Source organism: Nonomuraea sp. NPDC005501 (assembly GCF_040605905.1).
GTDB lineage: Bacteria > Actinomycetota > Actinomycetes > Streptosporangiales > Streptosporangiaceae > Nonomuraea.
Genome location: NZ_JBEXDT010000117.1, coordinates 1 through 24,464 on the forward strand (window position 1 = coordinate 1; position 24,464 = coordinate 24,464).

Here is a 24,464-nt window from a genome sequence, read left to right on the forward strand (position 1 = left end):
GGCGCCCGCCCCCGCGCGGGGCGCCGTTCCTCCAGCCGTTCCTCCAGCCGGGCCCGCACCCGGGCCCTGACCTCCGGGTCCGGCCGCGGCGGCTCGCCGTACAGGTCGCGGACCAGCTCCAGCTCATCCACGGCCGGCCTCCTCCAGCTCCAGCATCGGGTTGCTGCCGCCGAGCGCCTCGCGCAGCTTGCGCCGGGCCCGGCTCAGCCGCGAGCCCACCGTCCCGTACGGGATGCCGAGGGCCGTGGCGATCTCCTCGTGGCTCAGCCCGGCCAGCGCCACGAGCAGCACCACGTCGCGGTCACGCGAGGCGAGCCCGGCCAGGGCGGCCGCCAGCTCCGGCCGCAGGCTCTGCGCGCTCACCCGCGCGCTCACCCGCTCCTCGTGCCCCGGCGCGCTCTCCGCTTCGGACCCGTAGCGGCCCAGCGCCCGCAGCGCCCGCGCCTCCTGGCGGCGGTGCCGGCCGACGAGCCGGGTGGCGATGCCGTACAGCCAGGCCCGCGCCGTGGCGCGCGCCGGGTCGTACTGGCCGCGCTTGCGGAAGGCGATGAGGAACGCGTCCGAGACGACGTCCTCGGCGTGGTCCGGACCGAGCCGCTGCGCGACGTACGCGTGGATCTCGCCGAAGCACGCGTCGAACACCGCCGCGAACGCTTCGGCGTCATCGAGCCGCCCGGAGTCCAGCCGCCCGGAGTCCAGCCGCCCGGACTCAGGCAGCCCGGAATCAGGCCGCCCGGAGTCAGGCCGCGCATCTGGCCACGGCAACGCCGTCACGATGCTTCCCCCGTCATCTGCCACCCTCCGGACGCGATCTGCCGACATCTCTTATCGCCCGATCCGCCCGATCACTTTCACGCCCGGGGAACGCGTCCCGGAAAGGGTACGGCCCCGGCCCGCCGACGGGAGCGGGACCGGGGCCGTACCAGACCTACGGGAAGGTCTTACCGGGAAGGGTTACAGCGGCGGGTTCGCGTTCTGCAGCAGCTGCCGGAACTGGGCGGAGAACCAGTGGCCGGACAGCGGCGCGTTGGGCAGCGACCCCGTCAGGTTGTTGCCGTTGCGGTCGTTGCCGGTGTACGTGGGGTCGCACATCCGGTCGAAGCCCTTGCCCTCGTCGTTGCTGATCGCGGTGCTGGAGCCGTCGGACTCACCCGGAGGCTTGATCCACACGTACGCGTCGAGGCCGGCCGCCGGGTTGGGGCGCGGACGCTCGCCGAGGCCGGCGCCGCTCTGGTTGCACCAGTTGCCGGCGTGGATGCGCCGGTCGACGCGCGACTGGTTGACGAACTCGTCCACGTTCGTGGAGGTGCTCGGACCAGTGGGCCGGGCGGAGCCGCCCCAGCCGTTGCGGGAGGTGTCGATCAGCATGCCGATCGTCGAAGGGAAGCCCTTCGACACCAGCGCGTTACGGAACGCCTGGGCGAAGGTCAGCTCGTCCACGTAGTCGTTCCAGTCCAGCCACTTCGACTGGCGCACGGACGTGCCGTTCACGGTGGTGCCCACCGTGAAGTACGGCTCGGTCAGGGCGGAGTAGTTGGCGGTGTTGGTGATGAAGCCGTCCACGCTGGCGTAGCCGGCCGTGGTGCCGCGGGCGGTGGAGGCCATGAGGTCCGCGGTCGGGCCGAAGTTGCTGGACCAGCCGATCCAGCCGTGGTGGGCGGCGTCGAGGTAGGTGTAGACGTTCGGGATGGCGTGCAGCTTGTTCAGCGCGTACTGGATGCCCTGCACGTACGCGCCGGACGACTGCGCCTCGGCGCACTTGGCCAGGTTGGTGTTGGTGATCAGGTTGGGCAGCGAGTCGATCTCGACGACGGTCACGATCCGCAGGGCCGCGTACTTCGGGTCCGCCATGATCTCGGCGATCGGGTCGATGTACTCGGTCTTGTAGCGGGCCAGGCCGTTCTGCGAGACGAGCAGCTCGCCGTTGGAGGCCAGCGCGGAGCAGTCGCGGTTGGGCAGGTTGTAGATGACGAACTGGATGGTCAGCGGCGCGCTGCCGTTGGCCGCGTCCTGGGTGAGGGCGGCGTCGAGGTGGGCGCGCACACCCTTGGCGCCGCCGGTGCCGGCGATGGCGGCGATGCGGTCGATCCACACGCCGGTCGAGATGTTGGCGACCGCCGAGCCGCCGGGCTCGGCCGCGGCCTTGGCCGACCAGTCGGCGTTGACGTAGCCGGTGGCCCCGGCGTACGGGTTGTCGACGTGGCCGGTGCCGCCGCCGGTGTCGTTGTCGGCCTCGGTCGCGGTGACGGTCACGCTGGTCAGGCCGCTGGAGGCGACGGTGATGGGCCGCGTGCCGTTGGTGGTGTCGCTGTCCTCGGCGGCCGAGACGGTGACGTTCTGCGGGGTGTTCCAGTTGGCCGAGGTGAAGGTCAGGGTGGCGCCGCCCGTGACGGTGAGGTTGCTGTCACCGGTGCCCGCCGTGGAGGTGACGGTCACGTTCGCCGACGGCTGCGTGGCCAGGCGTACGGCGTAGGTGGCGCTGGATCCCTCGGGCACGCTCAGGGCGGTCGGGGTCACCTGGAGCGCCTGCTGGCCGGGGTCCGGTCCGGGGCCGCTGCCCCCGCACGTCACGCCGTTGATGGCGAAGGTGGTGGGGTTGGTGTTGGTGCCGCTGTAGGAGCCGTTGAAGCCGATGGTCCACTGGGCGCCGGTGGCCTGGCTGCCGTTGTAGCTGAGGCTCGACGCGGTGACGTTCTGGCCGGACTGGCTCCAGTTCGCCTGCCAGCCCTGCGACACCTGCTGGTTGCCGCCATAGGCGTAGGTCAGCCGCCAGGAGCTGAGGGCTTCACCCGTGTTCGTGATGGTGATGTTGGCGCCGAAGCCGCTGCCGCTGTCCCAGGTCTTCGCGTACGTGACCGAGCAGGCGACGGCGGCCTGCGCCGGTGCTGCCGACATCAGCGCCGTGGCGAGCCCTGTCAACAGGGCGCACACCGCGACGAGAAGGCGGTTTCTCATGTGGGGGGGTCCTCTCAGAAGGTGGGAGCGCTCCCATCCATAGCCCGGATTCACATCCGTGTACAGATTCCGGTGAGACGGCGCCCCGAACCCGCACCAGAGCCGTGAAACTTTCATCCCGGCCCGTCACCCCGCAGGCCGAGCGGTGAAACTTTCACGGTCACGCCCGTCCCGACCTGGAAACCGCCGCCCTCTCGCGGACCTCTCCTGGGCGGCGCATCGGCGCGCGCTTAACATCCGCGTAACCCCAGCGTGTTGGGAGCGCTCCCATTCCGAGAGGACTTTCATGAGACATCGTCTCCTCGCCGCGCTCGCCGTCCTCGTCCTGTCCATCTCCACGGCGCTGGCCGGCGCGGGCACCGCCATGGCCGCGGTGGCCTGCTCGGTCACGTACGTGAAGTCGTGGGACAGCGGCGGCGGCTTCGGCGCCAACGTCACCATCACCAACACCGGCGATCCGCTGACCTCCTGGCGGCTGACCTACACCTGGCCGGGCAGCCAGCAGGTCACCCAGGGCTGGCAGGCCAACTGGAGCCAGTCCGGCCAGAACGTCACCGCCACCAGTCTCAGCTACAACGGCAGCCAGGCCACCGGCGCCCAGTGGACCATCGGCTTCAACGGCTCCTACAGCGGCACCAACACCAACCCCACCACCTTCGCCATCAACGGCGTGACGTGCGGGGGCAGCGGCCCCGGCCCCGACCCCGGGCAGCAGGCCATCCAGGTCAGCCCGGCGGCGGTGATCGTCCCCGAGGGCTCCAGCGCCACCTACGGTGTCCGCCTGGCCAAGCAGCCCTCCGCCAACGTGACCGTCACCTCCACCGCCGGCAGCGGTGACGCCGACCTCACCGTCACCTCCGGCGCGAGCCTGACCTTCACCTCGGCCAACTGGAACACCGTCCAGAACGTCACCGTGTCGGCCGCCCAGGACAGCGACACCACCAACGGCACGCGGCCCATCACCGTCGCCTCGACCGGCCTGACCAGCGTCGCGGTCACCGCCACCGAGGCCGACGACGACGCGCCGCAGAGCAACTCGTACCTGACCGAGTTCACCAACCAGTACAACAAGCTCAAGGACCCCGCCAACGGCTACTTCTCGCCCGAGGGCATCCCGTACCACTCCGTCGAGACCCTCATCGTCGAGGCCCCCGACCAGGGCCACGAGACGACGTCCGAGGCGTTCAGCTTCTGGCTCTGGCTGGAGGCGCAGTACGGCAGGGTCACCGGCAACTGGGCGCCGTTCAACAACGCCTGGAACGTGATGGAGCAGTACATCATCCCGTCGGCCGCGGGCCAGCCGGGCGGCTCCTCCACCTACAACCCGAGCGACCCCGCCGACTACGCGCCCGAGAAGCCGCAGCCCAGCGGCTACCCGGTGGCGCTGGACACCGGCGTCGTCGCCGGCCAGGACCCGCTCGCCAACGAGCTGCAGAGCACGTACGGCAACCGCAACATCTACGGCATGCACTGGCTGCTCGACGTGGACGACGTCTACGGCTACGGTACCGGCCGCGGCGCCAGCCTCAGCGAGTGCGGCGACAACACCAAGCGCGTCACCTACATCAACACCTTCCAGCGCGGCCCGCAGGAGTCGACCTGGGAGACCGTCGCGCACCCGTCGTGCGAGACCGGCCGCTACGGCAAGTCCGGCGCCGGCTACCCGCCGCTGTTCATCCAGGGCGGCGGCGCCAACCAGTGGCGCTACACCAACGCCCCCGACGCCGACGCCCGCGCCGTGCAGGCCGCGTACTGGGCGCTGACCTGGGCCACCGCGCAGGGCAAGCAGGCGCAGCTGTCCACCACCCTGTCCAAGGCCGCCAAGATGGGTGACTTCCTCCGCTACTCCTTCTACGACAAGTACTTCAAGAACCCCGGCTGCACCTCGCCCTCCTGCACGCCGGGCACCGGCAAGAGCAGCTCCTCGTACCTGCTGACCTGGTACTACGCGTGGGGCGGCGACAACGGCGGCGCCTGGGCGTGGCGGGTCGGCTCCAGCTCCTGGCACCAGGGCTACCAGAACCCGCTGGCCGCCTGGGTCCTGTCGCCCTCCGGCCCCGCCTCGCTGCGCCCGCAGTCGCCGACGGCCGCCTCCGACTGGCAGACCAGCCTGAACCGGCAGCTCGACTCCTACCTGTGGCTCCAGTCAGCCGAGGGCGGCATCGCCGGCGGCGCGACCAACAGCTGGAACGGGTCCTACGCGGCGCCGCCCGCCGGCACGCCGAGCTTCTACGGCTGGGCCTACGACCAGCAGCCCGTCTACCACGACCCGCCGAGCAACCGGTGGTTCGGCTTCCAGGCGTGGTCGCTGGAGCGGGTGGCCGAGTACTACTACGTCACCGGTGACGCCAAGGCCAAGTCCATCCTCGACAAGTGGGTGCCGTGGGCGCTGGCCAACACCACGTTCGGCGCCGGCGGCAACTACCGCATCCCCAACGACATGACGTGGACCGGCGCCCCCGCTGCCAGCTACAGCGGCGGCGGCGTCCCCGGCCCCAACCCCGGCCTGCACGTCACCGTGGTCAACACCACCAACGACGTCGGCGTGGCCGCCGCCTACGCCCGCACCCTCGCCTGGTACGCCGCCAAGTCCGGCAGCGCCACCGCCAAGGCCGGGGCCAAGAACCTCATCGACGGCATCCTCACCCACAAGGACGCCAAGGGCGCCGCGGTGAGCGAGACCCGCGAGGACTACAACCGCTTCGACGACCCGCACAACGACGCCACCAACACCGGCCTGTACATCCCGCCGGACTACACCGGCACCATGCCCAACGGTGACGTCATCAGCTCCGGCAAGACGTTCCTCGACATCCGCTCCTTCTACAAGCAGGACCCCGACTGGTCCAAGGTCCAGAGCTACCTGAACGGCGGCTCGGCGCCGTCCTTCACCTACCACCGCTTCTGGGCGCAGGCCGACATCGCCATGGCCGCGGCCGACTACGGCACCCTCTTCCCGAACGGATGACCGCTCCATGACCCGACCCATCACCACGAGCCTGATCGTGCTGCTCGCGCTGGTGGGCGCGATCCTGCTGATCCCGCGGCCGGCCTCTGCGGCGACCGGTCTGCGGGTCAGCGGGACCCGCGTCGTCGAGGCGAACGGCAGCGCGTTCGTGATGCGGGGCACCAGCCACGCGCACACCTGGTATCCCAACGAGACCGGCTCGTTCGCCGGCATCAAGGCGCACGGCGCCAACACCGTCCGCGTCGTGCTCAGCGGCGGCCGGTGGACCGCCAACTCGGCCGCCGACGTGGCCGATGTGATCGCCCTGTGCAAGCAGAACCGGCTGATCTGCGTGCTGGAGGACCACGACACCACCGGCTACGGCGAGCAGAGCGGCGCCTACACGCTCGACCAGGCCGTCACCTACTGGATCGGCCTGCGGAGCGTGCTGACCGGCCAGGAGAACCACGTCATCATCAACCTCGGCAACGAGCCGATCGGCAACAACGCCGTCACCCCCGGCTGGGCACAGGCCACCTCGGCCGCGATCACCCGGATGCGCGCCGCCGGGTTCCAGCACCTGCTCATGGTCGACGCCCCCGCCTGGGGCCAGGACTGGAAGGGGGAGATGCGCGACAACGCCGCGACCGTGCTCAACGCCGACCCGCAGAAGAACACGGTCTTCTCCGTGCACATGTACGGGGTCTACGACACGGCCGCCGAGATCAACGCCTACCTGGACGCCTTCCGGACCGCCGGCCTGCCGCTGGTGATCGGGGAGTTCGGGAACATGCACTCCGACGGCGACCCCGACGAGGACACCATCATGGCCCAGGCGCAGGCCCGGGGCATCGGCTACCTCGGATGGTCGTGGAGCGGCAACGGCGGCGGCGTGGAGTACCTCGACCAGGTCACCGCGTTCGACGCCACCCGCCTCACCGCGTGGGGTGAGCGGCTGTTCAACGGCGCCAACGGCATCCGGGCCACCGCCCGAGAGGCCACGATCTACGGCGGCTCCACGGACACGAGCCCGCCGACGGCGCCCGCGGGCCTCGCGGCGTCCGGCGTGACGTCGGCTCAGGCGGGGCTGTCGTGGTCGGCGTCCACGGACAACGTGGGCGTGACGGGTTACGACGTGCTGCGGGCCGGAGCCACCGGCTCGTTCGCGGTCGTCGGCACGTCCGCCACGACGTCGTTCACCGCCACGGGCCTGTCGCCGAGCACGACGTACCGCTTCCAGGTGCGGGCGCGTGACGCGGCCGGCAACACCTCGGCGGTGTCGAACACGGTGACGGTCACCACCACCGGCGGGACGGGCGGCGGCGGCTGCACGGCCACCTACAGTCAGGTCGGCAGCTGGCAGGGCGGATTCCAGGGGCAGGTCGCCGTCGCCAACCGCGGCAGCACGCCCACCACCGGCTGGACGGTCACTCTGACCTTCGCCGACGGGCAGAGGATCACCCAGATCTGGAACGCCCGGACCGGCCAGACGGCGAGCCCGTACACGATCGCGAACGAGTCGCACAACGGCGCGATCGCGGCGGGCGGGACGGCCACGTTCGGGTTCCTGGGCAGCTGGAACGGCACCAACACCGCTCCTGCCCTGTCCTGCTCCCGGACCCCCTGACCCGGCCCCCTAACGGAAGGCGGCGGCGATCTCGGCGAGCAGGGCGTCGAGGTCGCCGCGCAGGCCCGGCTCCACCGCTCCCTCCCGCAGCCGGTCGCCGAGCTTGCGCCGCACCTCCGCGATCCCGCCGCGCGAGGTGACGTGCGCCAGCGTCTGACGCAGGTCCAGCGCCACGTCAGGACGGATCCGGCCGGCCGCGGCCCCCGCGGCCAGCTCGTCGTGGAAGCGGTCCAGCGCGCGGGGGTGGGGGCGCGCCGCGAACGTGAACCGCGGCGACGATGAGGCCAGCGGCAAGGAGGTGACCACGGGCAAGGAGGTGACCAGGGGCGACGAGGAGACCAGGGGCGCCGCCGCTGGGAGGTCGGCGCGCGTCTCCTGGGGCTGTGGCTCGGCCACCGCCGAAGGTGGGCCGGACGGCACGCGGGTTTCCTGCTCGGCGGCCCGCGGTCCGAGCCACAGCACCGTCCCCGCGACCGGCGCCAGAGCCAGCACCGCCAGGCCGTACCTGAGCCTGCGGCGCGTCGCCGAGCGGCGCAGCGCGGCCGTGAGCTGGTCGGCCACCTCGCCCGCCGTGGGCCGCCGCGCGGGCGACGGGTCGAGGCAGCGCCGGCACAGCAGCGCGAGCTCGCCGGGCACCCCTGCCGGGCGCGGGCACGGCCTGCTCCGGCGCGCCGTCTCCAGCTCCTCCCACGTCCGCTCCGGGTACGGCGGGGCGCCGGTGACCATCTCGAAGAACAGCACCCCGAGCGCGTACACGTCCACGGCCGGGTGGACGGGCGCGCCGGCCAGCCGCTCCGGCGAGACGTACGGCGGCGTGCCCCGCTGGTCGTCCGGGTCCCCGGCCGGGGCGGCGATGCCGAAGTCGAGCAGCTTCGGCCCGGAGCCGGTGAGCAGCACGTTCTCCGCGGACACGTCCCGGTGGACGATGCCCTGCCGGTGCGCCGACTCCAGCACCCGGGCGATCCGCGCCGCCGTGGCCGCCGCCTCCTGCCACGGCAGCGGCCCCGCCGACAGGCGCTCGGCCACGGGCACGCCGTCGAGCAGCCGCATCACCACGTACGCGGCGACCCGGCCGTGCGCCGTGACCGTCTCGCCGTAGTCGTAGATCTCGATCGCGTCCGGGTGCTCCAGCCGGGCGGTGGTCCTGGCCTCCCTGCGCGCCAGCTCCCGCTCGTCCTGCAGCACCTTCACCGCGACGAGCCGCTCCAGCGACGCGTCCCGCGCCCGCCACAACACCGACGTGCCGCCGAGGGCGATGCGCTCCAGCAGCACGTAACGACGGGCCAGGACGTCCCCCGGCTCATGCTGATTCACGGACGATCAGCTCCGCGGGCAGGATCGGGTTGACGGACACGGTCCCGGACAGCAGCAGCCGGATGGCGAGGATCGCCAGCTCCTCCACGGGCTGGCGCACCGTGGTCAGCGCCGGCACGGTGCGACGCGCCACGGGGGAGTCGTCGAACCCGATCACCGCGACGTCGTCCGGCACCCTGCGACCGGCGCGGGCCAGCGCGTTGATCGCGCCGGCCGCCATCAGGTCCGACGCGGCGAACACCGCGTCCAGGCCGGGCGAGCGCCGCAGCAGCCACTGCATGGCGTGCGTGCCCGACGGCAGCCCGAAGTCGCCGTACGCCACCGGCACGTCGGTCGCCCCGGCCTGCCGGAGCGTCCCGACGAAGCCCTCCAGCCGGTCCTGCGCGGCCGGCAGGGTCGGCGGGCCGGCGATCACGCCGATCGAGCGGCGCCCGCTGAGCAACAGGTGCTCGGCCGCCTGCCGGGCGCCGTCGCGGTTGTCCACGTCGGCGTACGGGACCTTGACGTCGTCGGGCGGCCGTCCGATCCCGCGTACCGGGATGCCGGAGGTGGACAGCGTGATCGCCACCGGATGCTGCTTGCGGGCGGCGATCAGCAGCACCCCGTCGGCCCCGGACGCGAGCGTGGGCAGCATGCCCGGGTCGGCGGGCGGCACGGTCATCACCATCATCGGCAGGCCCAGCTCGGCCAGCGCGTCGCCGCCGGCCGACAGGAACCTCGCGTAGTACGGATCGGAGAACAGCCGGTGGAGATGGTCGCAGATCACCACCGCCACCCCGCCGGCCGCCCGGCGCGCCGGAGCGCCGCGGGGCGCCCGGTGGCGCACATACCCCAGGCGTGACATCGCGTCGTAGACCTGACGGCGGGTCGACGTGCTGACCCTGACCGTGCCAGTCAATACGCGCGAAGCAGTGGCCTGGGAGACCCCGGCCTCGGCCGCTACCTGTGCGAGCGTGGGCAAATCGGTCACGGCGCACCTCGCCCAAGATCTATTGGGAGCGCTCCCTAAACTACCAGTGTTTCGGGCCTGTTAACAGATGCAGTCACGAGCCCGGTCAGGAAGTGAAGGTCGCCGCACCGGCCGTACGGGTGCGCCGGAGGTCATCCCAGCAGCTTGCGGGCCGCCTGCTCGATCTCCTCCTCCGACAGCAGCACGTGGTTCGCCGCGCCGCCGAGCGGGATGAAGCTGTCGGAGGACGTGACCCGGGCGATCTGCCCCGAGAAGCCGGCGTCCACCAGCTCGGCCACGATGCCCTCCGACACCGCGCCGGTGTGGCGGGTCTCGTCGGCGATGAGCACCCTGCCGGTCAGCTCCGCCGCCCGCAGCAGGTCCTCGACGGGCAGCGGCGCCAGCCACCGCAGGTCGAGCACCCGGCAGCTGAAGCCCTCCTGGGTCAGCCGCACGGCGGCCCGCAGGCTCATCCGCACCCCGTTGCCGAAGGTCACGATCGTCAGGTCCCGCCCGTCGCCGTACGAGCGCGCCCGGCCGATCGGCACGTGGGTCTCGCTCCAGCGCGAGGGCGGCGTGTACGGCGCCAGCCAGCCGCCGTCGCCGTCCTCGAACAGGTCCTTGGTGTGGTAGAGCGCGATCGGCTCCAGGAACACGCACACCGACCCCTCGGTGCGGGCCGCCGCCAGGCAGGTGCGCAGCATGGCCGAGGCGTCGTCGGGCCGCGACGGCGAGGCGATGACCACCCCGGGGATGTCGCGCAGCGCCCCCACGGCGTTGTCGTTGTGGAAGTGGCCGCCGAACCCCTTCTGGTAGGCGTAGCCGGCCACCCGCACGACCAGCGGGTTGCGGTAGGCGCCCCTGGAGAAGAACGACAGCGTCGCGGCCTCGCCGCGGATCTGGTCGAGCGCGTTGTGCAGGTACGCCAGGTACTGGATCTCGGGCACCGGCAGCATCCGCGACACCCCCGACCCGAGCGCCAGCCCCAGGATGGCCTGCTCGTCGAGGTGGGTGTCGAACACGCGGCCCGGGCCGAACCGCTTCTGCAGGCCGCGGGTCACGCCGTAGACGCCGCCCTTCTTGGCGACGTCCTCCCCGAAGACCATCATCTCGGGGTGGACGGCCAGTGCGTCGGCCAGCGTGCGGTTGATCGACTGGCAGAGCGTCATCGGCTTCTCGCCCTCGGGCAGTGTGCCGGCGAAGGCCCGCTCCCTGACGGACGGCTCGGCGGCGACCGGGGCGATCTTGGCGATGAGCTCGGGGCGGCGCGGCGCGAGCGGAGCCATGATCTCCGCGGCCGAGCCCAGCCGGGGCGCGCGCGTGGTCTCCAGCGCGATGCGCAGCACGTGCTCGCGCGTCGACTCGTACTTCCTGAGCAACTCCTCCGGCGTCACCAGGCCCGCTTCGACGAGCAGGCGGGCGCCCACGACCAGCGGGTCATGCTCCAGGTCGGCGCGCAACTCGCGCTGGGTACGGTACGCCGACTCGACGTCGGAGCCCGCGTGACCCATCAGCCGCACGGTCCTCAGGTGCAGGAAGGCGGGGGAGCGGTGGGTGCGCACGTGCTCGGCGGCCCGCACGGCTGCGTCGTGGGCCTCGACCAGGTCACAGCCGTCGGCGGAGAAGTACGCGACGCCGGGGCGCCGCGCCGCGGCCTCCACCCAGCCCTTCGGGGTGCGCACGCTGATGCCGATGCCGTTGTCCTCGCAGACGAACAGGATCGGCATCGCCTGCCCCTGGTGGGTGGCGTAGGCGGCGGTGTTGAAGCCGGTCAGCGCGGAGGCGTGGTTCATCGAGGCGTCGCCGAAGCTGCACACCGCGATCGCGTCCTCCGGCCAGGCCGTCCGCACGCCGAGCGCCCGGCCCCGCTCGATGGCGAAGGCCACGCCCACCGCGCGCGGCAGGTGACTGGCGATCGTCGAGGTCTGCGGGATGATCGCCAGGTCGGGATGGCCGAAGACCTTGTGCCGGCCGCCCGCGATCGGCTCCTCGGCGGCGGCGCACAGGCCCAGGAGGACGTCGCGCAGCCCCTGGTCGGGCAGCCGCCCGGCCTGCTCGGAGCGGGTCAGGTAGAAGGCCCCGGAGCGGTAGTGGAGCAGCGCCGGGTCGGTGGGCCGCAGGGCGGCGGCCACGGCCGCGTTGCCCTCGTGGCCGGCCGAGCCGATCGTGTAGAAGCCCTCGTCGCGCTCGCGCAGCCAGCGAGCGGCGATGTCGAGCAGCCGGCTGTCGAGCTGGCGATGGAACAGGGTCCTGGCCTGATCGCCGGTCAGCGAGCTGCCGTCGCGGATGGGGCGTGCCGGATCCCTGACCGGAGCCGCCGTCAACGCCGCCGCCGCCTGGATGAAGTGAGTCTCAACTGTGTCCCGCGCCACAAGCCCGATTATGTCCCCTGCCGCCGCCCGCGTCTGCTCGTCGGTGGCGGCATGTTCTGGACCGGTCCGATTGACGGTGATCTATGCGAGATTGTCAGATTTGTGAACACTGACGGGTTCCTGTGCGTCTACTGAGAGAAAACGTGGCACCCTCACTTGCCGCGTTGAACCATTGGGGTCTCTGGAAGGAACCCGCATGTTACAACGCATCCGTACGGCCGCCATCGTGCTCGCGATGGGAGCCGGGGGCCTGGTCATGGCCCCCGCCGCCTCGGCCGCCGCGGCACCCGCGATCTCCACGGTGCCCGCCGTCTCCAAGGTCAGCGTCAGCCCCGGGTCGCCGATCGTGGTCTTCGACAAGGCCGTCACGGCGACCTTCTCCTTCACCACCAAGGACGCCGGCTCCACCGAGCTTCAGCTCAAGCCGCCTGGCGTGAGCGCCGGCAGTCCGGTCACGCTCACGGCCAAGCCGTTCGGCCAGTGGACGAAGTGGACCGGCACCCGCGCGTTCGAGGCCAAGGACGCCGGCACGTGGAACATCCTGGCCGTGGCGCACGGCTCGGGCTCCTCGGGAGAGAAGTCCGTCACCGGGACGTTCGAGGTCCGCAAGGCGCTCGACACCAAGATCGTCGACTTCGACGCCGACCCCGACCAGGTCTCCCGCGGTGACGCGCTCAAGGTCTCCGGCACGCTTCTCGCCGACGGCAAGGGGTACGCCGGGCAGTCCGTCACCATCACCTTCCGCGAGCAGGGCACCGACGCCTACCGGCACGTCGCCGAGGCGACCACCGGCGCGGGCGGTGGCTTCGCCGCCCGCGTCGCCGCCGACGCCACCGGCTGGTGGCGGGCCGAGTTCGGCGGCAACGGCCAGGCCGCGGCCTCCGTCAGCGACACCGACCGGGTCGACGTGCGGGTCCGCGACCGCGGCACGGCGATCAACGGCTTCGACGCGACTCCCGAGCCCGTAGACAAGGGCGCCGCGCTCCGCTTCGACGGCTCGCTGCGCTCCGGCGGACACGGCCTGCCCGGGCAGCGGGTGGCCGTCCAGTTCAAGGCCCGCGGCTCCGACCGCTGGGAGTACGTCACCAGCGACGTGACCGGCCGCCACGGCCGGTTCGCGGCATCGGCGACGGCCACCGGGTCGGGCTGGTGGCGTGCCGTCTACCGGGGTACCAGGGGCTTCGACGGCTCGGCGAGCCAGGCCGACTGGGTGCGGGTCGTCCAGCCCACCCCGCCGCCTGTGGAGAAGGCCGACACGCGCGTCGTCGCGTTCAACGCCTATCCGGAGCCGGTCAAGCGCGGGAAGTACCTGAAGGTCAAGGGCCTGCTGCAGATCGACGACGAGGGCACCTGGGAGGGGTACGCGGGCAAGGTGGCGCTGTACTTGAAGCCCGCCCACTCGCGCTCCTGGCAGTACGTCAAGACCACGTGGTCCAGTGACAGCGGCAAGCTGTCGACCAAGGTCAAGGCGTGGAAGTCGGGCTCGTGGAAGCTCGTCTTCGCCGGCGACGACGACACGTGGGGCGACACCGGCCGCTCGGACTACGTCCGCGTCGTGAAGCGGTAGCTCCCGTTCGCACGGCACGTGAGGCCCGGGGCGCTCCCCCCGGGCCTCACGTGGGTGTCAGACGTTCTCGGGCGCCTTCGCCCCCAGGCTCATGAGCATGGCCTTGATGTCGGACACGTCCGTCCTGAGGTGCGAGACGTGCCCTTCCACTCGTTCGAACCGCCGGTCGATCGCCTTGAACTGCTGGTCGATCCCGTCGAACCGCCGGTCGATCGCCTCGAACCCGCGCCTCATCTCGGCTTGGGTCTCGTCGATGCGTGTGTCGAGCTGGGTGTAGCGCTCATCGATCTTGTCGAGGATGTTGCGCGCCACCAGGTCCACGCGGTCGTGGACCTGGTCGAACCGTTCGGCGATGCTCATGTCCGGCACGCCACTGAACGTGCGCGCCTCGAGGGCGTCGACCCTGCCCTTGAGGTGATCCACTTCCATACGCAGATCGAGCATTGGAGATTCCTTTCACGGAGGTGACGGAGTTGGTCGTCGCTCCCTGCCTGCCGCTCACTCGAGGAGAACACTACAGTGAGTCATGGCTCCGTCGCACTCCGAATCCGAAAGTGTGTACTCCTTGGTGCGGTACGAGAGGCGGCGGTGTTAGCGGGCGTTAACGGCGGCGTCGATGGCGGCCCGGGCCATCGCGCGCAGCAGCGGGCGCATGTCGCGCGCCGGCAGCTCTCCCGCGCTGTGCGGGGTGGAGTTCAGGAGCCCGAAGACCGCGTGCGTGGCGGCGCGCAGCCGCGCGGCCGGGCAGGCCGGGTGCAGCTCCGCCAGCACCGTCACCCACTCCTCGACGTAGAGGCGCTGCAGCCGGCGGATCCGGCGCCGGTGCGGCTCCGGCACGTTGCCCAGCTCCCTGTCGTGCACGGTGATCAGTGCCGGCTGCTCCAGGGCGAAGGTGATCTGCACGTCGAGCAGCGCGCTCAGCGTCTCGGCGGAGGAGGCGGCGGGTGTCGCGGCGGAGGTGACGACGGCGGCGGCCGACTCGCGCAGCCGGGAGCTGACGTCGAGCAGCAGCTCGGCCAGCAGGGCCTCCTTGCCCGCGAAGTGCCGGTAGAGCGCCGGGCCCGAGACGCCGACCGCGGCGCCGATGTCCTCGATGGACACGCCGTGGAAGCCGCGGGAGGCGAACAGCCGGGCGGCGGCGTCGAGGATCTCGGCGCGCCGGTTGCCGCGATTGCGGGTAGGGGTACGGGCGGTCGTCACGTCTCACATGCTAGACGGTTACGTTAACGGTGACTAACATCTCGAACAGGACGAGAGGGGAGTCATGAGCGACTGGCCCGTGTTGAGGTCGTCCGCCGATCCCGGCGGCGAGGACTTCAAGCGCAACGCCGAGCGCAACGAGGGGCTCGCCGCCGAGCTGCTCGAACGGCTCGCGATCGCGGCGCAGGGCGGCACCGAGCGGGCGCGCCGCCGTCACGTCGAGCGCGGCAAGCTGCTGCCGCGCGACCGGGTCGACGGCCTGCTCGACCCCGGCTCACGCTTCCTGGAGCTGTCGCCGCTCGCCGCCGCCGGTCTGTACGACGACCAGGCCCCCGCCGCCGGCATCATCACCGGCGTCGGCCGGATCTCCGGCCGGGAGTGCGTGGTCGTGGCCAACGACGCCACGGTCAAGGGCGGCACGTACTACCCGATCACCGTGAAGAAGCACCTGCGCGCGCAGGAGGTGGCGCTGCACAACCGCCTGCCCTGCGTCTACCTCGTCGACTCCGGCGGCGCGTTCCTGCCCAGGCAGGACGAGGTCTTCCCCGACCGGGAGCACTTCGGCCGCATCTTCTACAACCAGGCCACGATGTCCGCGCTCGGCATCCCGCAGATCGCCGCCGTTCTCGGCTCCTGCACGGCGGGCGGCGCGTACGTCCCCGCGATGAGCGACGAGGCCGTCATCGTCCGCGACCAGGGCACGATCTTCCTCGGCGGCCCGCCGCTGGTGAAGGCGGCCACCGGCGAGGAGGTCACGGCCGAGGAGCTCGGCGGCGGCGACCTGCACGCCCGTGTCAGCGGCGTCACCGACCACCTGGCCGCCGACGATGCCCACGCGCTGGCCATCGTCCGCGACATCGTCTCCACCCTGGCCCCCCGCGCGCCCCGGCCGTGGCCGGTCGCCGTGCCCGAGGAGCCCCGCCACGACCCGCGCGAGCTGTACGGCATCGTGCCCGGCGACACCCGGCAGCCGTACGACGTGCGCGAGGTCGTCGCCCGGATCGTGGACGGCTCGCGGTTCCTGGAGTTCAAGGCCGAGTACGGCCCGACGCTCGTCACCGGCTTCGCGCATCTCCACGGCCACCCCGTGGGGATCGTCGCCAACAACGGGATCCTGTTCAGCGAGTCGGCCATGAAGGGCGCCCACTTCATCCAGCTGTGCGACCAGCGCGGCATCCCGCTGGTGTTCCTGCAGAACATCAGCGGCTTCATGGTCGGCAAGGCGTACGAGGCGGGCGGCATCGCCAAGCACGGCGCCAAGATGGTCACCGCCGTATCCTGCGCCCGGGTGCCGAAGTTCACCGTCGTCATCGGCGGCTCGTTCGGGGCGGGCAACTACGCGATGGCCGGACGGGCGTACTCGCCCCGCTTCCTGTGGATGTGGCCCAACGCCCGCATCTCCGTCATGGGCGGGGAGCAGGCGGCCAACGTCCTGACCACGGTCGGCTCGGCCGACGCCGACGCCGTCCGCGCCCAGTACGAGCACCAGGGCAACCCGTACTACTCGACGGCCCGGCTGTGGGACGACGGCGTGATCGACCCCGTCGACACCCGCACCGTCCTCGGCCTGGCCCTGTCTGCGGCGGCCAACGCCCCGCTCGAACCCGTCCGCTACGGCGTCTTCCGGATGTGACCGCGCGCATGAGTCCTACGCTGTTCGACACCGTCCTCGTCGCCAACCGGGGTGAGATCGCCGTGCGGATCGTCCGCACGCTGCGGGCGCTCGGCATCACCTCGGTCGCCGTGTACACCGCCTCGGACGCGGGGGCGCGGCACGTGCGGGACGCCGACCTGGCCCTCCAGATCCCGAAATATCTGGATATGGAGGCGATCGTCGCGGCGGCCCAGGCGTCCGGCGCCCAGGCGGTCCACCCCGGCTACGGGTTCCTCGCCGAGAACGCCGCCTTCGCCCGCCGCTGCGCCGAGGCAGGGCTGGTCTTCGTCGGACCGCCGCCCGAGGCCATCGACGCCATGGGCGACAAGATCCGCGCGAAGGCGACCGTGTCGGCCGCCGGCGTGCCCGTCGTCCCGGGCGCCGCCGAGCCCGCCGAGTCGCTGGCCGCGTGGAATGCCTTCCCCGCCCTGATCAAGCCCTCCGCCGGCGGTGGAGGGAAGGGCATGGTCCTGGTCCGCTCGGCGGCCGAGCTGCCGGACGCGATCGAGTCCGCCCGCCGCACGGCCCGCGCCGCGTTCGGCGACGACACGCTGCTCATCGAGCGCTACGTCGCCAACCCGCGCCACATCGAGATCCAGGTCATGGCCGACGCGCACGGCGGCGCCGTCCACCTCGGCGAGCGCGAGTGCAGCCTCCAGCGCCGCCACCAGAAGATCGTCGAGGAGGCGCCGTCGCCGTTCGTGGACGCGGACCTGCGCGCCCGCATGGGCGCGGCGGCCGTCGAGGCGGCCCGCGCGGTCGGCTACACGGGGGCCGGCACGGTCGAGTTCATCGTGGACGGCACGACCGGCGAGCACCACTTCATGGAGATGAACACCCGCCTCCAGGTCGAGCACCCCGTCACCGAGCTGGTCACCGGCCTCGACCTGGTCGAGCTCCAGCTGCGGGTGGCGGCGGGCGAGCCGCTGCCGTTCGCGCAGGACGACGTGCGGCTGCGCGGGCACGCGGTGGAGGCCCGCGTCTACGCCGAGGACCCGGCGCGCGGCTTCCTGCCGACGGGCGGTCGCGTCCTCGCCCTGGACGAGCCCGCGGGCGAGGGCGTGCGGGTGGACTCGGGGCTGGCCACGGGCATGGTCGTCGGCAGCGAGTTCGACCCCATGCTGGCCAAGGTGATCGCCTGGGCCCCGTCCAGGGAGGCGGCGCTGCGGCGGCTGGACCAGGCGCTGGCCAGGACCGCCGTGCTCGGCGTCACCACGAACGTCCCGTTCCTGCGCGCCCTGCTCACCCACCCCGAGGTCGTGGCCGGCGAGCTCGACACCGGATTGGTCGAGCGGGCCCTGCCCGGCCTGCCGCTCACCGGCGAGCCCTCCCCGGAGGCCCTGGCCGCGGCCGCGCTCGCCTTCCACGCCCGGCCCCCGGCCGCCGACCCTGGGAACGCCGCCCGGCCCCCGGGCGCCGGCCGGTGGGACCCCGCTCAGGCGCCGGGCGCCGACCCGTGGGACGTCGCCGACGGCTGGCGGGTCGGTGAGCGGGCGTGGACGACGTGGCGGCTGGAGTCGCGCGGCGCGGTGCGCGCCGTCCAGGTGCGCGGCCTGCCGTACGGCCCCTCCGGTACGAGCGGGGCCGCGGAGCAGGCTGAGGCCCGGCTGCCCGGCGACGACTCAGGCCGGGCCACTCCCGCGCGCATCCTGCAGGACGGCTCCCGGCTGTCCGTCACGCTCGGCGGGCGCACCCGCCACTACACGCACGCCCGTGACGGCGACACGCTCTGGCTCGCCGCGGACGGCGCCGCGTGGGCGTTCACCCGCCACCTCATCGGCGACCCCGGCGACCGCCCCGGCGCGGCCGGCTCCGGCGACGGCGTCGTCCGCAGCCCCATGCCCGGCACCGTCCTGGTGGTCAAGGCCCAGGTGGGCGACCAGGTCGCCGAGGGCCAGCCGCTGCTCATCGTGGAGGCCATGAAGATGGAGCACACCGTCACCGCCCCGCACGCCGGCCGCGTCACCGAGCTGCCGGCCCAGGCCGGCCGCCCGGTCGACATGGACGCGGTCCTGGCCGTGGTCGTCCCCGAGGCCCCGGTCACGCGGGACGCCGCGGTCGCACCCGAGGAGGCGTCCTGATGCGCCGGCCGTACGGACTGGAAGGTCTGCCCCACCACGTCACCGTCTACGAGGTCGGCCCGCGCGACGGCCTGCAGAACGAGGCCGCGGTCGTCCCCGTCGAGGCGAAGGCGGAGTTCGTCCACCGCCTCGCCGACGCCGGACACAAGATCATCGAGACGACCAGCTTCGTCCACCCCCGGTGGGTGCCGCAGCTCGCCGACGCCGACGAGCTGCTGGCCCGGGTCGAGCGCAGGCCCGGCGTCCGCTACCCGGTCCTGGTCCCGAACGAGCGCGGCCTGGAGCGGGCGCTGGCCCGCGACGTGGACGAGATCGCCGTCTTCGCCAGCGCCACCGAGACGTTCGCCGCCAAGAACCTCAACCGCAGCCTGGAGAGCCAGTTCGACATGTTCGAGCCGGTCGTCGCCCGCGCCCTGGCGGGCGGCGTCAGGGTCCGCGCGTACGTCTCCATGTGCTTCGCCGACCCGTGGGAGGGCCCCACGCCCGTCCGGCAGGTCGTGGAGGTCGGCGAGCGGCTGCTCGGGCTCGGCTGCCACGAGCTGTCGCTCGGCGACACCATCGGCGTCGCCACGCCCGGTCACGTCACCGCGCTCATCGAGGCGTTCGGCTCGCCCGACCGGCTCGCCGTCCACTTCCACGACACGTACGGCCAGGCGCTCGGCAACACGCTCGCCGCGCTCAGGGCCGGAGTGACCACCGTCGACGCGTCCACGGGCGGCATCGGCGGCTGCCCGTACGCCGAGTCGGCCACGGGCAACCTCGCCACCGAGGACCTCGTCTGGATGCTCGACGGCCTCGGCGTCGAGACCGGGCTCGACCTCGGCCGGCTCGTGGAGACCAGCACCTGGCTGGCCCGGCTGCTCGGCCGGCCCAGCCCGTCCCGCGTCGTCCAGGCCCTCTCGAAAGGCTGACCACCCATGCTGACCGGCGAGTACGAAGAGCTGCGCAAGACCGTCGAGGCGTTCGCCCGCGACGTCGTCGCCCCGGTGATCGGCGAGCACTACGAGCGGGAGGAGTTCCCGTACGGCATCGTGCGGCAGATGGGCGCGATGGGCCTGTTCGGGCTGCCGCTGCCGGAGGAGTACGGCGGCATGGGCGGCGACTACTTCGCCCTCTGCCTGACGCTGGAGGAGCTGGCCCGGGTCGACTCCAGCGTGGCCATCACCCTGGAGGCGGCCGTGTCGCTGGGCGCCATGCCGATCTACCGGTTCGGCACGCCCGAGCAGCGCCAGGAGTGGCTGCCCAGGCTGGCGACGGGCGAGACGCTGGGCGCGTTCGGCCTGACCGAGCCGGGCGGCGGCTCGGACGTGCCGGGCGGCATGCGGACCACGGCCGTCCTCGACGGCGACGAATGGGTGATCAACGGGACCAAGGCGTTCATCACGAACTCCGGCACCGACATCACCGGCGTGGTGGCCGTCGCGGCCCTCACCGGCGAGCGGGAGATCTCCACGATCCTCGTGCCGAGCGGCACGCCGGGGTTCACGGTGTCGAAGAAGTACTCCAAGGTCGGCTGGAACGCCTCCGACACCCGCGAGCTGGCCTTCGGCGACTGCCGGGTGCCCGCCGCCAACCTGCTGGGGGAGCGCGGGCGCGGCTACGCCCAGTTCCTGCGGACCCTCGACGAGGGGCGCGTCGCCATCGCCGCCATCGGTGTCGGGCTGGCGCAGGGCTGCGTGGACGAGTGCCTGCGCCACGTACGGGACCGCAGGGCGTTCGGCCACCCGATCGGCCACTACCAGGCCATCCAGTTCAAGATCGCCGACATGGAGGCCCGGGCCCACACCGCCCGCCTGGCCTACTACCACGCGGCCGAGCGGATGCTGGCCGGGGAGTCGTTCAAGAAGGAGGCGGCCATCGCCAAGCTGGTCTCGTCGAACGCCGCCATGGACAACTCCCGCGACGCCACGCAGATCTTCGGCGGGTACGGGTTCATGAACGAGTTCCCGGTGGGCCGCTTCTACCGCGACGCCAAGATCCTGGAGATCGGCGAGGGGACGAGCGAGGTGCAGCGCATGCTCATCGCCCGCCAGCTCGGCCTCGGCGACCTCTGACCCGTTCCGCGAGCCGCCCGGCCCGGGAGGTTCAGCCGGGTCGCCGGGCCAGGGTGAACCACTTCTCGTGGGCGCCGCCGAACGGGTCCTGACGCGAGCCGACGGCCGTCATCAGCATGGCGGCCGTCTCCTCCGCCCGGGCGATCACCTCCGCCGGGTAGCCCAGCAGCACCTGGTGCTCGGCGAACTCGTCCTCGTCGTCCAGGAACAGCCGCCCGTCGCGCATCCGGATGACGTCCAGGTCGAGGTCCACCATGGTGACCTCACCCTCGCGCCACTCGGGCACCGTCGTGACGTCCACGTACACGTCCGTCCGGTGCGGCGGGACGTGGAAGCTCGCCGTCCACCACGCGTCGCGCGGGAACAGCATGACGATCCCGGTCTCCCACCTGACCGGCGGGTCCGTGCCCTTGCGGGCCAGGGTGCCGTCGGGCACCCCCACCCACGCGCCGTGCTCGTCCTCACCGAGGAGCGTCCCCCGGTGGTGCCAGTGCAGCGCGCCACCGTACTTGCGGTACACGACCATGATCTCGCTCACGCCCGGAACGCTAACCCACGTCCCGCGTGCCGCCCAGGGGAGGGACCGACATACGGTAAGGATCATGACGTCGATCGACACCGTGGGGGCGGCGGGAGAGCCGGTCATCAGGCGCGCCGGGGCTTCCGACGCGGACGAGCTGTTCGCGCTGGCCCGGGAGTTCGCGACGACGTTCCGGCCGGAGCGCGACGCGTTCGACGAGGCGCTGCCGCGGCTGCTGGGCGACGAGGACGCCCTGCTGATCGCCGCTGTGATGGGCGGGCGGGTCCACGGCTACCTGCTCGGATTCGCGCACCTGACCCTGTTCGCCAACGGGCCGGTCGCCTGGGTGGAGGAGGCCATGGTCCGGCCCGGGTCGAGACGGCAGGGCATCGGGCGGGCGCTGCTGGAGGAGTGCGAGCGATGGGCCCGCGCGCGCGGCGCCCGGTACGTGGCGATGGCCACCCGGCGGGCGCCGGAGTTCTACCACGCCCTCGGGTACGAGGAGTCGGCCGCGTTCTTCCGCAAGATGCTCAGGTAGGGAGTCGTACGGCCGGGCTCGTCCGGTCGGGGGCTGATGGCATCCTGTAGGGCGTGACGATCCACATGGTGAGCCCGCTGTTCGTCGGCCGGGCGGGCGAGCTGGCCGCGCTCGGCGACGCCCTGTCCCGCGTCCGTGCCGGGGCGTCGTCCACCGTGCTCGTCGGGGGCGAGGCCGGCGTGGGCAAGACGCGGCTGGTCGAGGAGTTCACCGGCCGGGCCGGCGACGCGCTGGTGCTGGTGGGGGGCTGCCTGGAGCTCGGCACCGAGGGCCTGCCGTTCGCGCCCTTCAGCGCCGTGCTGCGCGGCCTGGTGCGCGAGCGGGGCCGCGACGGCGTCGCCGCGCTCGTGCCCGGCGGCACCACCCGCGGCCTGGCCCGGCTGCTGCCCGAGTTCGGCGAGCCCGACCGCGACGGCGCGGAGGCCCGGGCCCGGCTGTTCGAGCAGGTGCTCGGGCTGCTCGAACGGCTGGCGGAGGAGCAGCCGGTGGTCCTCGTCATCGAGGACGCCCACTGGGCCGACCGCTCCACCCGCGACCTGCTGTCGTTCCTGGTCCGCTACCAGCGCTCCGACGCGGGCCTGCTCATCGTCGTCACCTACCGCACCGACGAGCTGCGCCGCACCCACCCCCTGCGCCCGCTGCTGGCCGAGCTGGGCCGGGTCGGCTGGGTGAGCCGGATGGAGCTGCGCAGGCTCACCCGCCGGGAGGTCGTCGAGCAGGCGGCGAGCATCCTGGAGCGCGAGCCGAACGCCACCGACATCGAGATGATCTACGCGCGCAGCGAGGGCAACCCGCTGTTCGTGGAGGCGCTGCTGAGCGAGGCCGGCGGCGGTGTCGCGCTGCCCGAGTCGCTGCGCGACCTGCTGCTGGCAGGCGTCGAGCGGCTGCCCGAGGAGACGCAGGAGCTGCTGCGCGTGGCCAGCGCCGGAGGCCAGCGCATCGAGCACGCGCTGCTGACGGCCGTGTCGGGCCTCGACGACGCCGAGCTGTCGAGCGCCCTGCGCCCCGCCGTCGCCGGCAACGTGCTCGTGGTCGACGGCGAGGGCTACTCCTTCCGCCACGCGCTGATCCGCGAGGCCCTGCACGACGACCTGCTGCCCGGCGAGCACACCCGCCTGCACACCCGGTTCGCGCAGGCGCTGGAGCGCGACCCGTCCATCCTGCCCGCCCCGCGCGGCGCGATCGAGCTGGCCCACCACTGGCACTCCGCCCACGACGCCACCTGGGCGCTGGTCAGCGCATGGGCGGCCGCCGACGCCGCCCGCAGGTCCGCCGCGTACGGCGAGCAGCTCCGCATGCTGTCCCGCGTCCTGGAGCTGTGGGACAAGGTCCCCGACGCCGCCGAGCGCATCGGCTGCGACCACGTCGACGTGCTCTACCGGACCGTCACCGTCGCTCATGTCGCGGGCGAGTACGAGCGCGGCATCGCCCTGGCCGGAGCCGCCATGAAGGAGCTCGACCCCGACGCCGACCCGATCCGGGCCGCCCGTCTGCTGCGCAAGCGCGGCATCATCCGCTACGACCTGGGCCGGTCCGGCCACATCGACGACCTGCGCCAGGCGGCGGCCCTGGTGGCGGACGGGCCGATCAGGCTGCGCGCCCAGGTCATGGAGAACCTCGCCCGCATGCTCCACGCGACCGACCTGTGGCCCGAGAGGATCGCCACCGCCCAGCAGGCCATCGACCTGGCGCGCCAGGGAGGTGACCCCACCGTCGAGGCGCGCGCCCTGATCGCCCTCACCTGGGCCCGTTGCCGCGACTACTCCGAGGTCGACGCCCACCTCGGCGGCTTCGCCGAGGCGCGGCGGCTCGCGCTCGGCGCCGACGCCTACAACGCGCTGCTCGCCTGTGCCATCTCCGAGTCCGACACGCTGGAGGGCGCCGGACTGCACGAGCGGGCGGCGCAGGTGGCCCGCGAAGGCGTCGCCGAGGCGGAGCGGTACGGCGTGGCCCGCACCTCGGGCGCGTTCCTGTCCATCAACCTGGTCGAGCCGCTGGTGTCCCTCGGGCGGTGGGACGAGGCCCTCGACGTGATCGAGCACGCGCTCGACCTCGTGCCCCCGCCGCCGTACCAGGCCAGCCTCCAGGGCATGGGCATGGACATCGCGCTGGCCCGCGGGGAGCTCGACCGGGCCGAGGAGCTGCTCGACCGGGTCCGGGCCGTGGTGTCGCGCGGTGTGTTCCGCGACCAGACCATGCTGCCGCAGGCCGAGAGGGAGATCAGCCTGCTGCTGGCGCGCGGCCGGGCCGACGAGGCGCGGGAGGCGGCCGTGCGGGCCCTGCGGGACGACGTCCCGGGTGCCGGGCCACGCTACGTGTGGCCGCTCCTGGTGACCGTCGCCAGGCTGGGCGAGCCGCTGCCACCGGAGCTTGTTGCGGCGGCGGGGTCGACGAGGGTCCAGGGGGCCGTGCAGCGGGCGCACCACCTGACGTTCACCGCACTGACGGGCCTCGGCCCCGGCTCGTCCCGTGGGGCTGCCCTGGAGGGCGCGGTTCACCCGGCGGGCGGTGACGTCTCGGCGGACGGGGCGGAGGCCGGGGGCGGCGCCGGACGGCGGCTCCAGGCGTGGGACGAGGCCGTGGCGGCCTGGACGGCGCTGCGCCAGCCGTACTCCGAGGCGCTGACCCTCGCCGACGCGGCGCGGGCGGCGCTGGCGTGCGGCGAGCGGCAGGAGGCGGCGGCCCG

The 24,464-nt window shown here is 72.7% G+C and carries 17 protein-coding genes; 9 read left to right on the top strand and 8 right to left on the bottom strand.

The window, feature by feature from the left end:
* Positions 1 to 123 precede the first annotated feature (123 nt).
* Together ABZS51_RS37265 and ABZS51_RS37270 are read right to left on the bottom strand one after the other, a co-directional pair.
* Positions 124 to 765, bottom strand: coding sequence for a sigma-70 family RNA polymerase sigma factor (locus ABZS51_RS37265; RefSeq protein WP_355451474.1), 642 nt, complete (start codon positions 763 to 765; stop codon positions 124 to 126).
* 189 nt (positions 766 to 954) lie between these two features.
* Positions 955 to 2,955 (bottom strand): glycoside hydrolase family 6 protein, encoded by a 2,001-nt coding sequence (locus ABZS51_RS37270; RefSeq protein WP_355451477.1) that lies wholly within the window; start codon positions 2,953 to 2,955, stop codon positions 955 to 957.
* A 286-nt stretch (positions 2,956 to 3,241) separates the two neighbouring features.
* On the opposite strand from ABZS51_RS37270, the gene ABZS51_RS37275 reads away from it, so the two are divergent.
* The gene (locus ABZS51_RS37275) at positions 3,242 to 5,923 is read left to right on the top strand and encodes a glycoside hydrolase family 48 protein (protein WP_355451480.1); all 2,682 of its coding nucleotides are present in this window, start codon (positions 3,242 to 3,244) and stop codon (positions 5,921 to 5,923) included.
* A gap of 7 nt (positions 5,924 to 5,930) precedes the next feature.
* Complete coding sequence (locus ABZS51_RS37280) at positions 5,931 to 7,529, top strand: cellulase family glycosylhydrolase (RefSeq protein WP_355451483.1); 1,599 nt, start codon at positions 5,931 to 5,933, stop codon at positions 7,527 to 7,529.
* A gap of 9 nt (positions 7,530 to 7,538) precedes the next feature.
* On the opposite strand, the gene ABZS51_RS37285 is transcribed toward ABZS51_RS37280, so the two are convergent.
* From ABZS51_RS37285 to ABZS51_RS37295, 3 genes are all read right to left on the bottom strand, one after another.
* Entirely contained in the window at positions 7,539 to 8,843 is a 1,305-nt protein-coding gene (locus ABZS51_RS37285; protein WP_355451486.1) for a protein kinase, read from the bottom strand.
* The gene (locus tag ABZS51_RS37290) at positions 8,830 to 9,813 is read right to left on the bottom strand and encodes a LacI family DNA-binding transcriptional regulator (RefSeq protein WP_310711228.1); all 984 of its coding nucleotides are present in this window, start codon (positions 9,811 to 9,813) and stop codon (positions 8,830 to 8,832) included. Before ABZS51_RS37290 ends, ABZS51_RS37285 begins: the two co-directional genes overlap by 14 nt.
* A 131-nt stretch (positions 9,814 to 9,944) precedes the next feature.
* Positions 9,945 to 12,164 (bottom strand): thiamine pyrophosphate-dependent enzyme, encoded by a 2,220-nt coding sequence (locus ABZS51_RS37295; RefSeq protein WP_355451489.1) that lies wholly within the window; start codon positions 12,162 to 12,164, stop codon positions 9,945 to 9,947.
* Positions 12,165 to 12,360: 196 nt separating this feature from the next.
* On the opposite strand from ABZS51_RS37295, the gene ABZS51_RS37300 reads away from it, so the two are divergent.
* Complete coding sequence (locus ABZS51_RS37300) at positions 12,361 to 13,731, top strand: hypothetical protein (RefSeq protein WP_355451492.1); 1,371 nt, start codon at positions 12,361 to 12,363, stop codon at positions 13,729 to 13,731.
* Positions 13,732 to 13,788: 57 nt separating this feature from the next.
* Here the strand turns inward: ABZS51_RS37300 and ABZS51_RS37305 are convergent, their stop codons facing one another.
* Both ABZS51_RS37305 and ABZS51_RS37310 read right to left on the bottom strand, forming a co-directional pair.
* Positions 13,789 to 14,175 carry a hypothetical protein gene (locus tag ABZS51_RS37305; RefSeq protein ID WP_355451495.1) on the bottom strand — a complete coding sequence of 129 codons (387 nt, stop codon included), beginning with the start codon at positions 14,173 to 14,175 and terminating at the stop codon, positions 13,789 to 13,791.
* A 147-nt stretch (positions 14,176 to 14,322) separates the two neighbouring features.
* Positions 14,323 to 14,931 carry a TetR/AcrR family transcriptional regulator gene (locus ABZS51_RS37310; RefSeq protein WP_355451498.1) on the bottom strand — a complete coding sequence of 203 codons (609 nt, stop codon included), beginning with the start codon at positions 14,929 to 14,931 and terminating at the stop codon, positions 14,323 to 14,325.
* 64 nt (positions 14,932 to 14,995) lie between these two features.
* Here ABZS51_RS37310 and ABZS51_RS37315 point away from each other — a divergent pair, with 64 nt between their 5' ends.
* Genes ABZS51_RS37315 through ABZS51_RS37330 form a run of 4 tightly spaced genes read left to right on the top strand, consistent with a single transcriptional unit; the run spans position 14,996 to position 20,720 of the window.
* A complete protein-coding gene (locus ABZS51_RS37315; RefSeq protein WP_355451501.1) occupies positions 14,996 to 16,564 on the top strand; it encodes a carboxyl transferase domain-containing protein in 1,569 nt (522 codons plus the stop codon).
* 8 nt (positions 16,565 to 16,572) lie between these two features.
* Complete coding sequence (locus tag ABZS51_RS37320; protein ID WP_355451504.1) at positions 16,573 to 18,666, top strand: biotin carboxylase N-terminal domain-containing protein; 2,094 nt, start codon at positions 16,573 to 16,575, stop codon at positions 18,664 to 18,666.
* The gene (locus ABZS51_RS37325; protein WP_355451507.1) at positions 18,666 to 19,577 is read left to right on the top strand and encodes a hydroxymethylglutaryl-CoA lyase; all 912 of its coding nucleotides are present in this window, start codon (positions 18,666 to 18,668) and stop codon (positions 19,575 to 19,577) included. The genes ABZS51_RS37320 and ABZS51_RS37325 overlap by 1 nt, the downstream gene beginning before the upstream one ends.
* A gap of 6 nt (positions 19,578 to 19,583) precedes the next feature.
* The gene (locus ABZS51_RS37330; RefSeq protein WP_355451510.1) at positions 19,584 to 20,720 is read left to right on the top strand and encodes an acyl-CoA dehydrogenase family protein; all 1,137 of its coding nucleotides are present in this window, start codon (positions 19,584 to 19,586) and stop codon (positions 20,718 to 20,720) included.
* A gap of 31 nt (positions 20,721 to 20,751) precedes the next feature.
* On the opposite strand, the gene ABZS51_RS37335 is transcribed toward ABZS51_RS37330, so the two are convergent.
* A complete protein-coding gene (locus ABZS51_RS37335; RefSeq protein ID WP_310711218.1) occupies positions 20,752 to 21,258 on the bottom strand; it encodes a DUF402 domain-containing protein in 507 nt (168 codons plus the stop codon).
* A gap of 64 nt (positions 21,259 to 21,322) precedes the next feature.
* Between ABZS51_RS37335 and ABZS51_RS37340 the strand changes: the two genes are divergently transcribed.
* Together ABZS51_RS37340 and ABZS51_RS37345 are read left to right on the top strand one after the other, a co-directional pair.
* A complete protein-coding gene (locus tag ABZS51_RS37340; RefSeq protein WP_355451514.1) occupies positions 21,323 to 21,778 on the top strand; it encodes a GNAT family N-acetyltransferase in 456 nt (151 codons plus the stop codon).
* A 53-nt stretch (positions 21,779 to 21,831) separates the two neighbouring features.
* A partial coding sequence (locus ABZS51_RS37345) for an AAA family ATPase (protein ID WP_355451517.1) occupies positions 21,832 to 24,464 on the top strand: 2,633 nt, incomplete at its 3' end.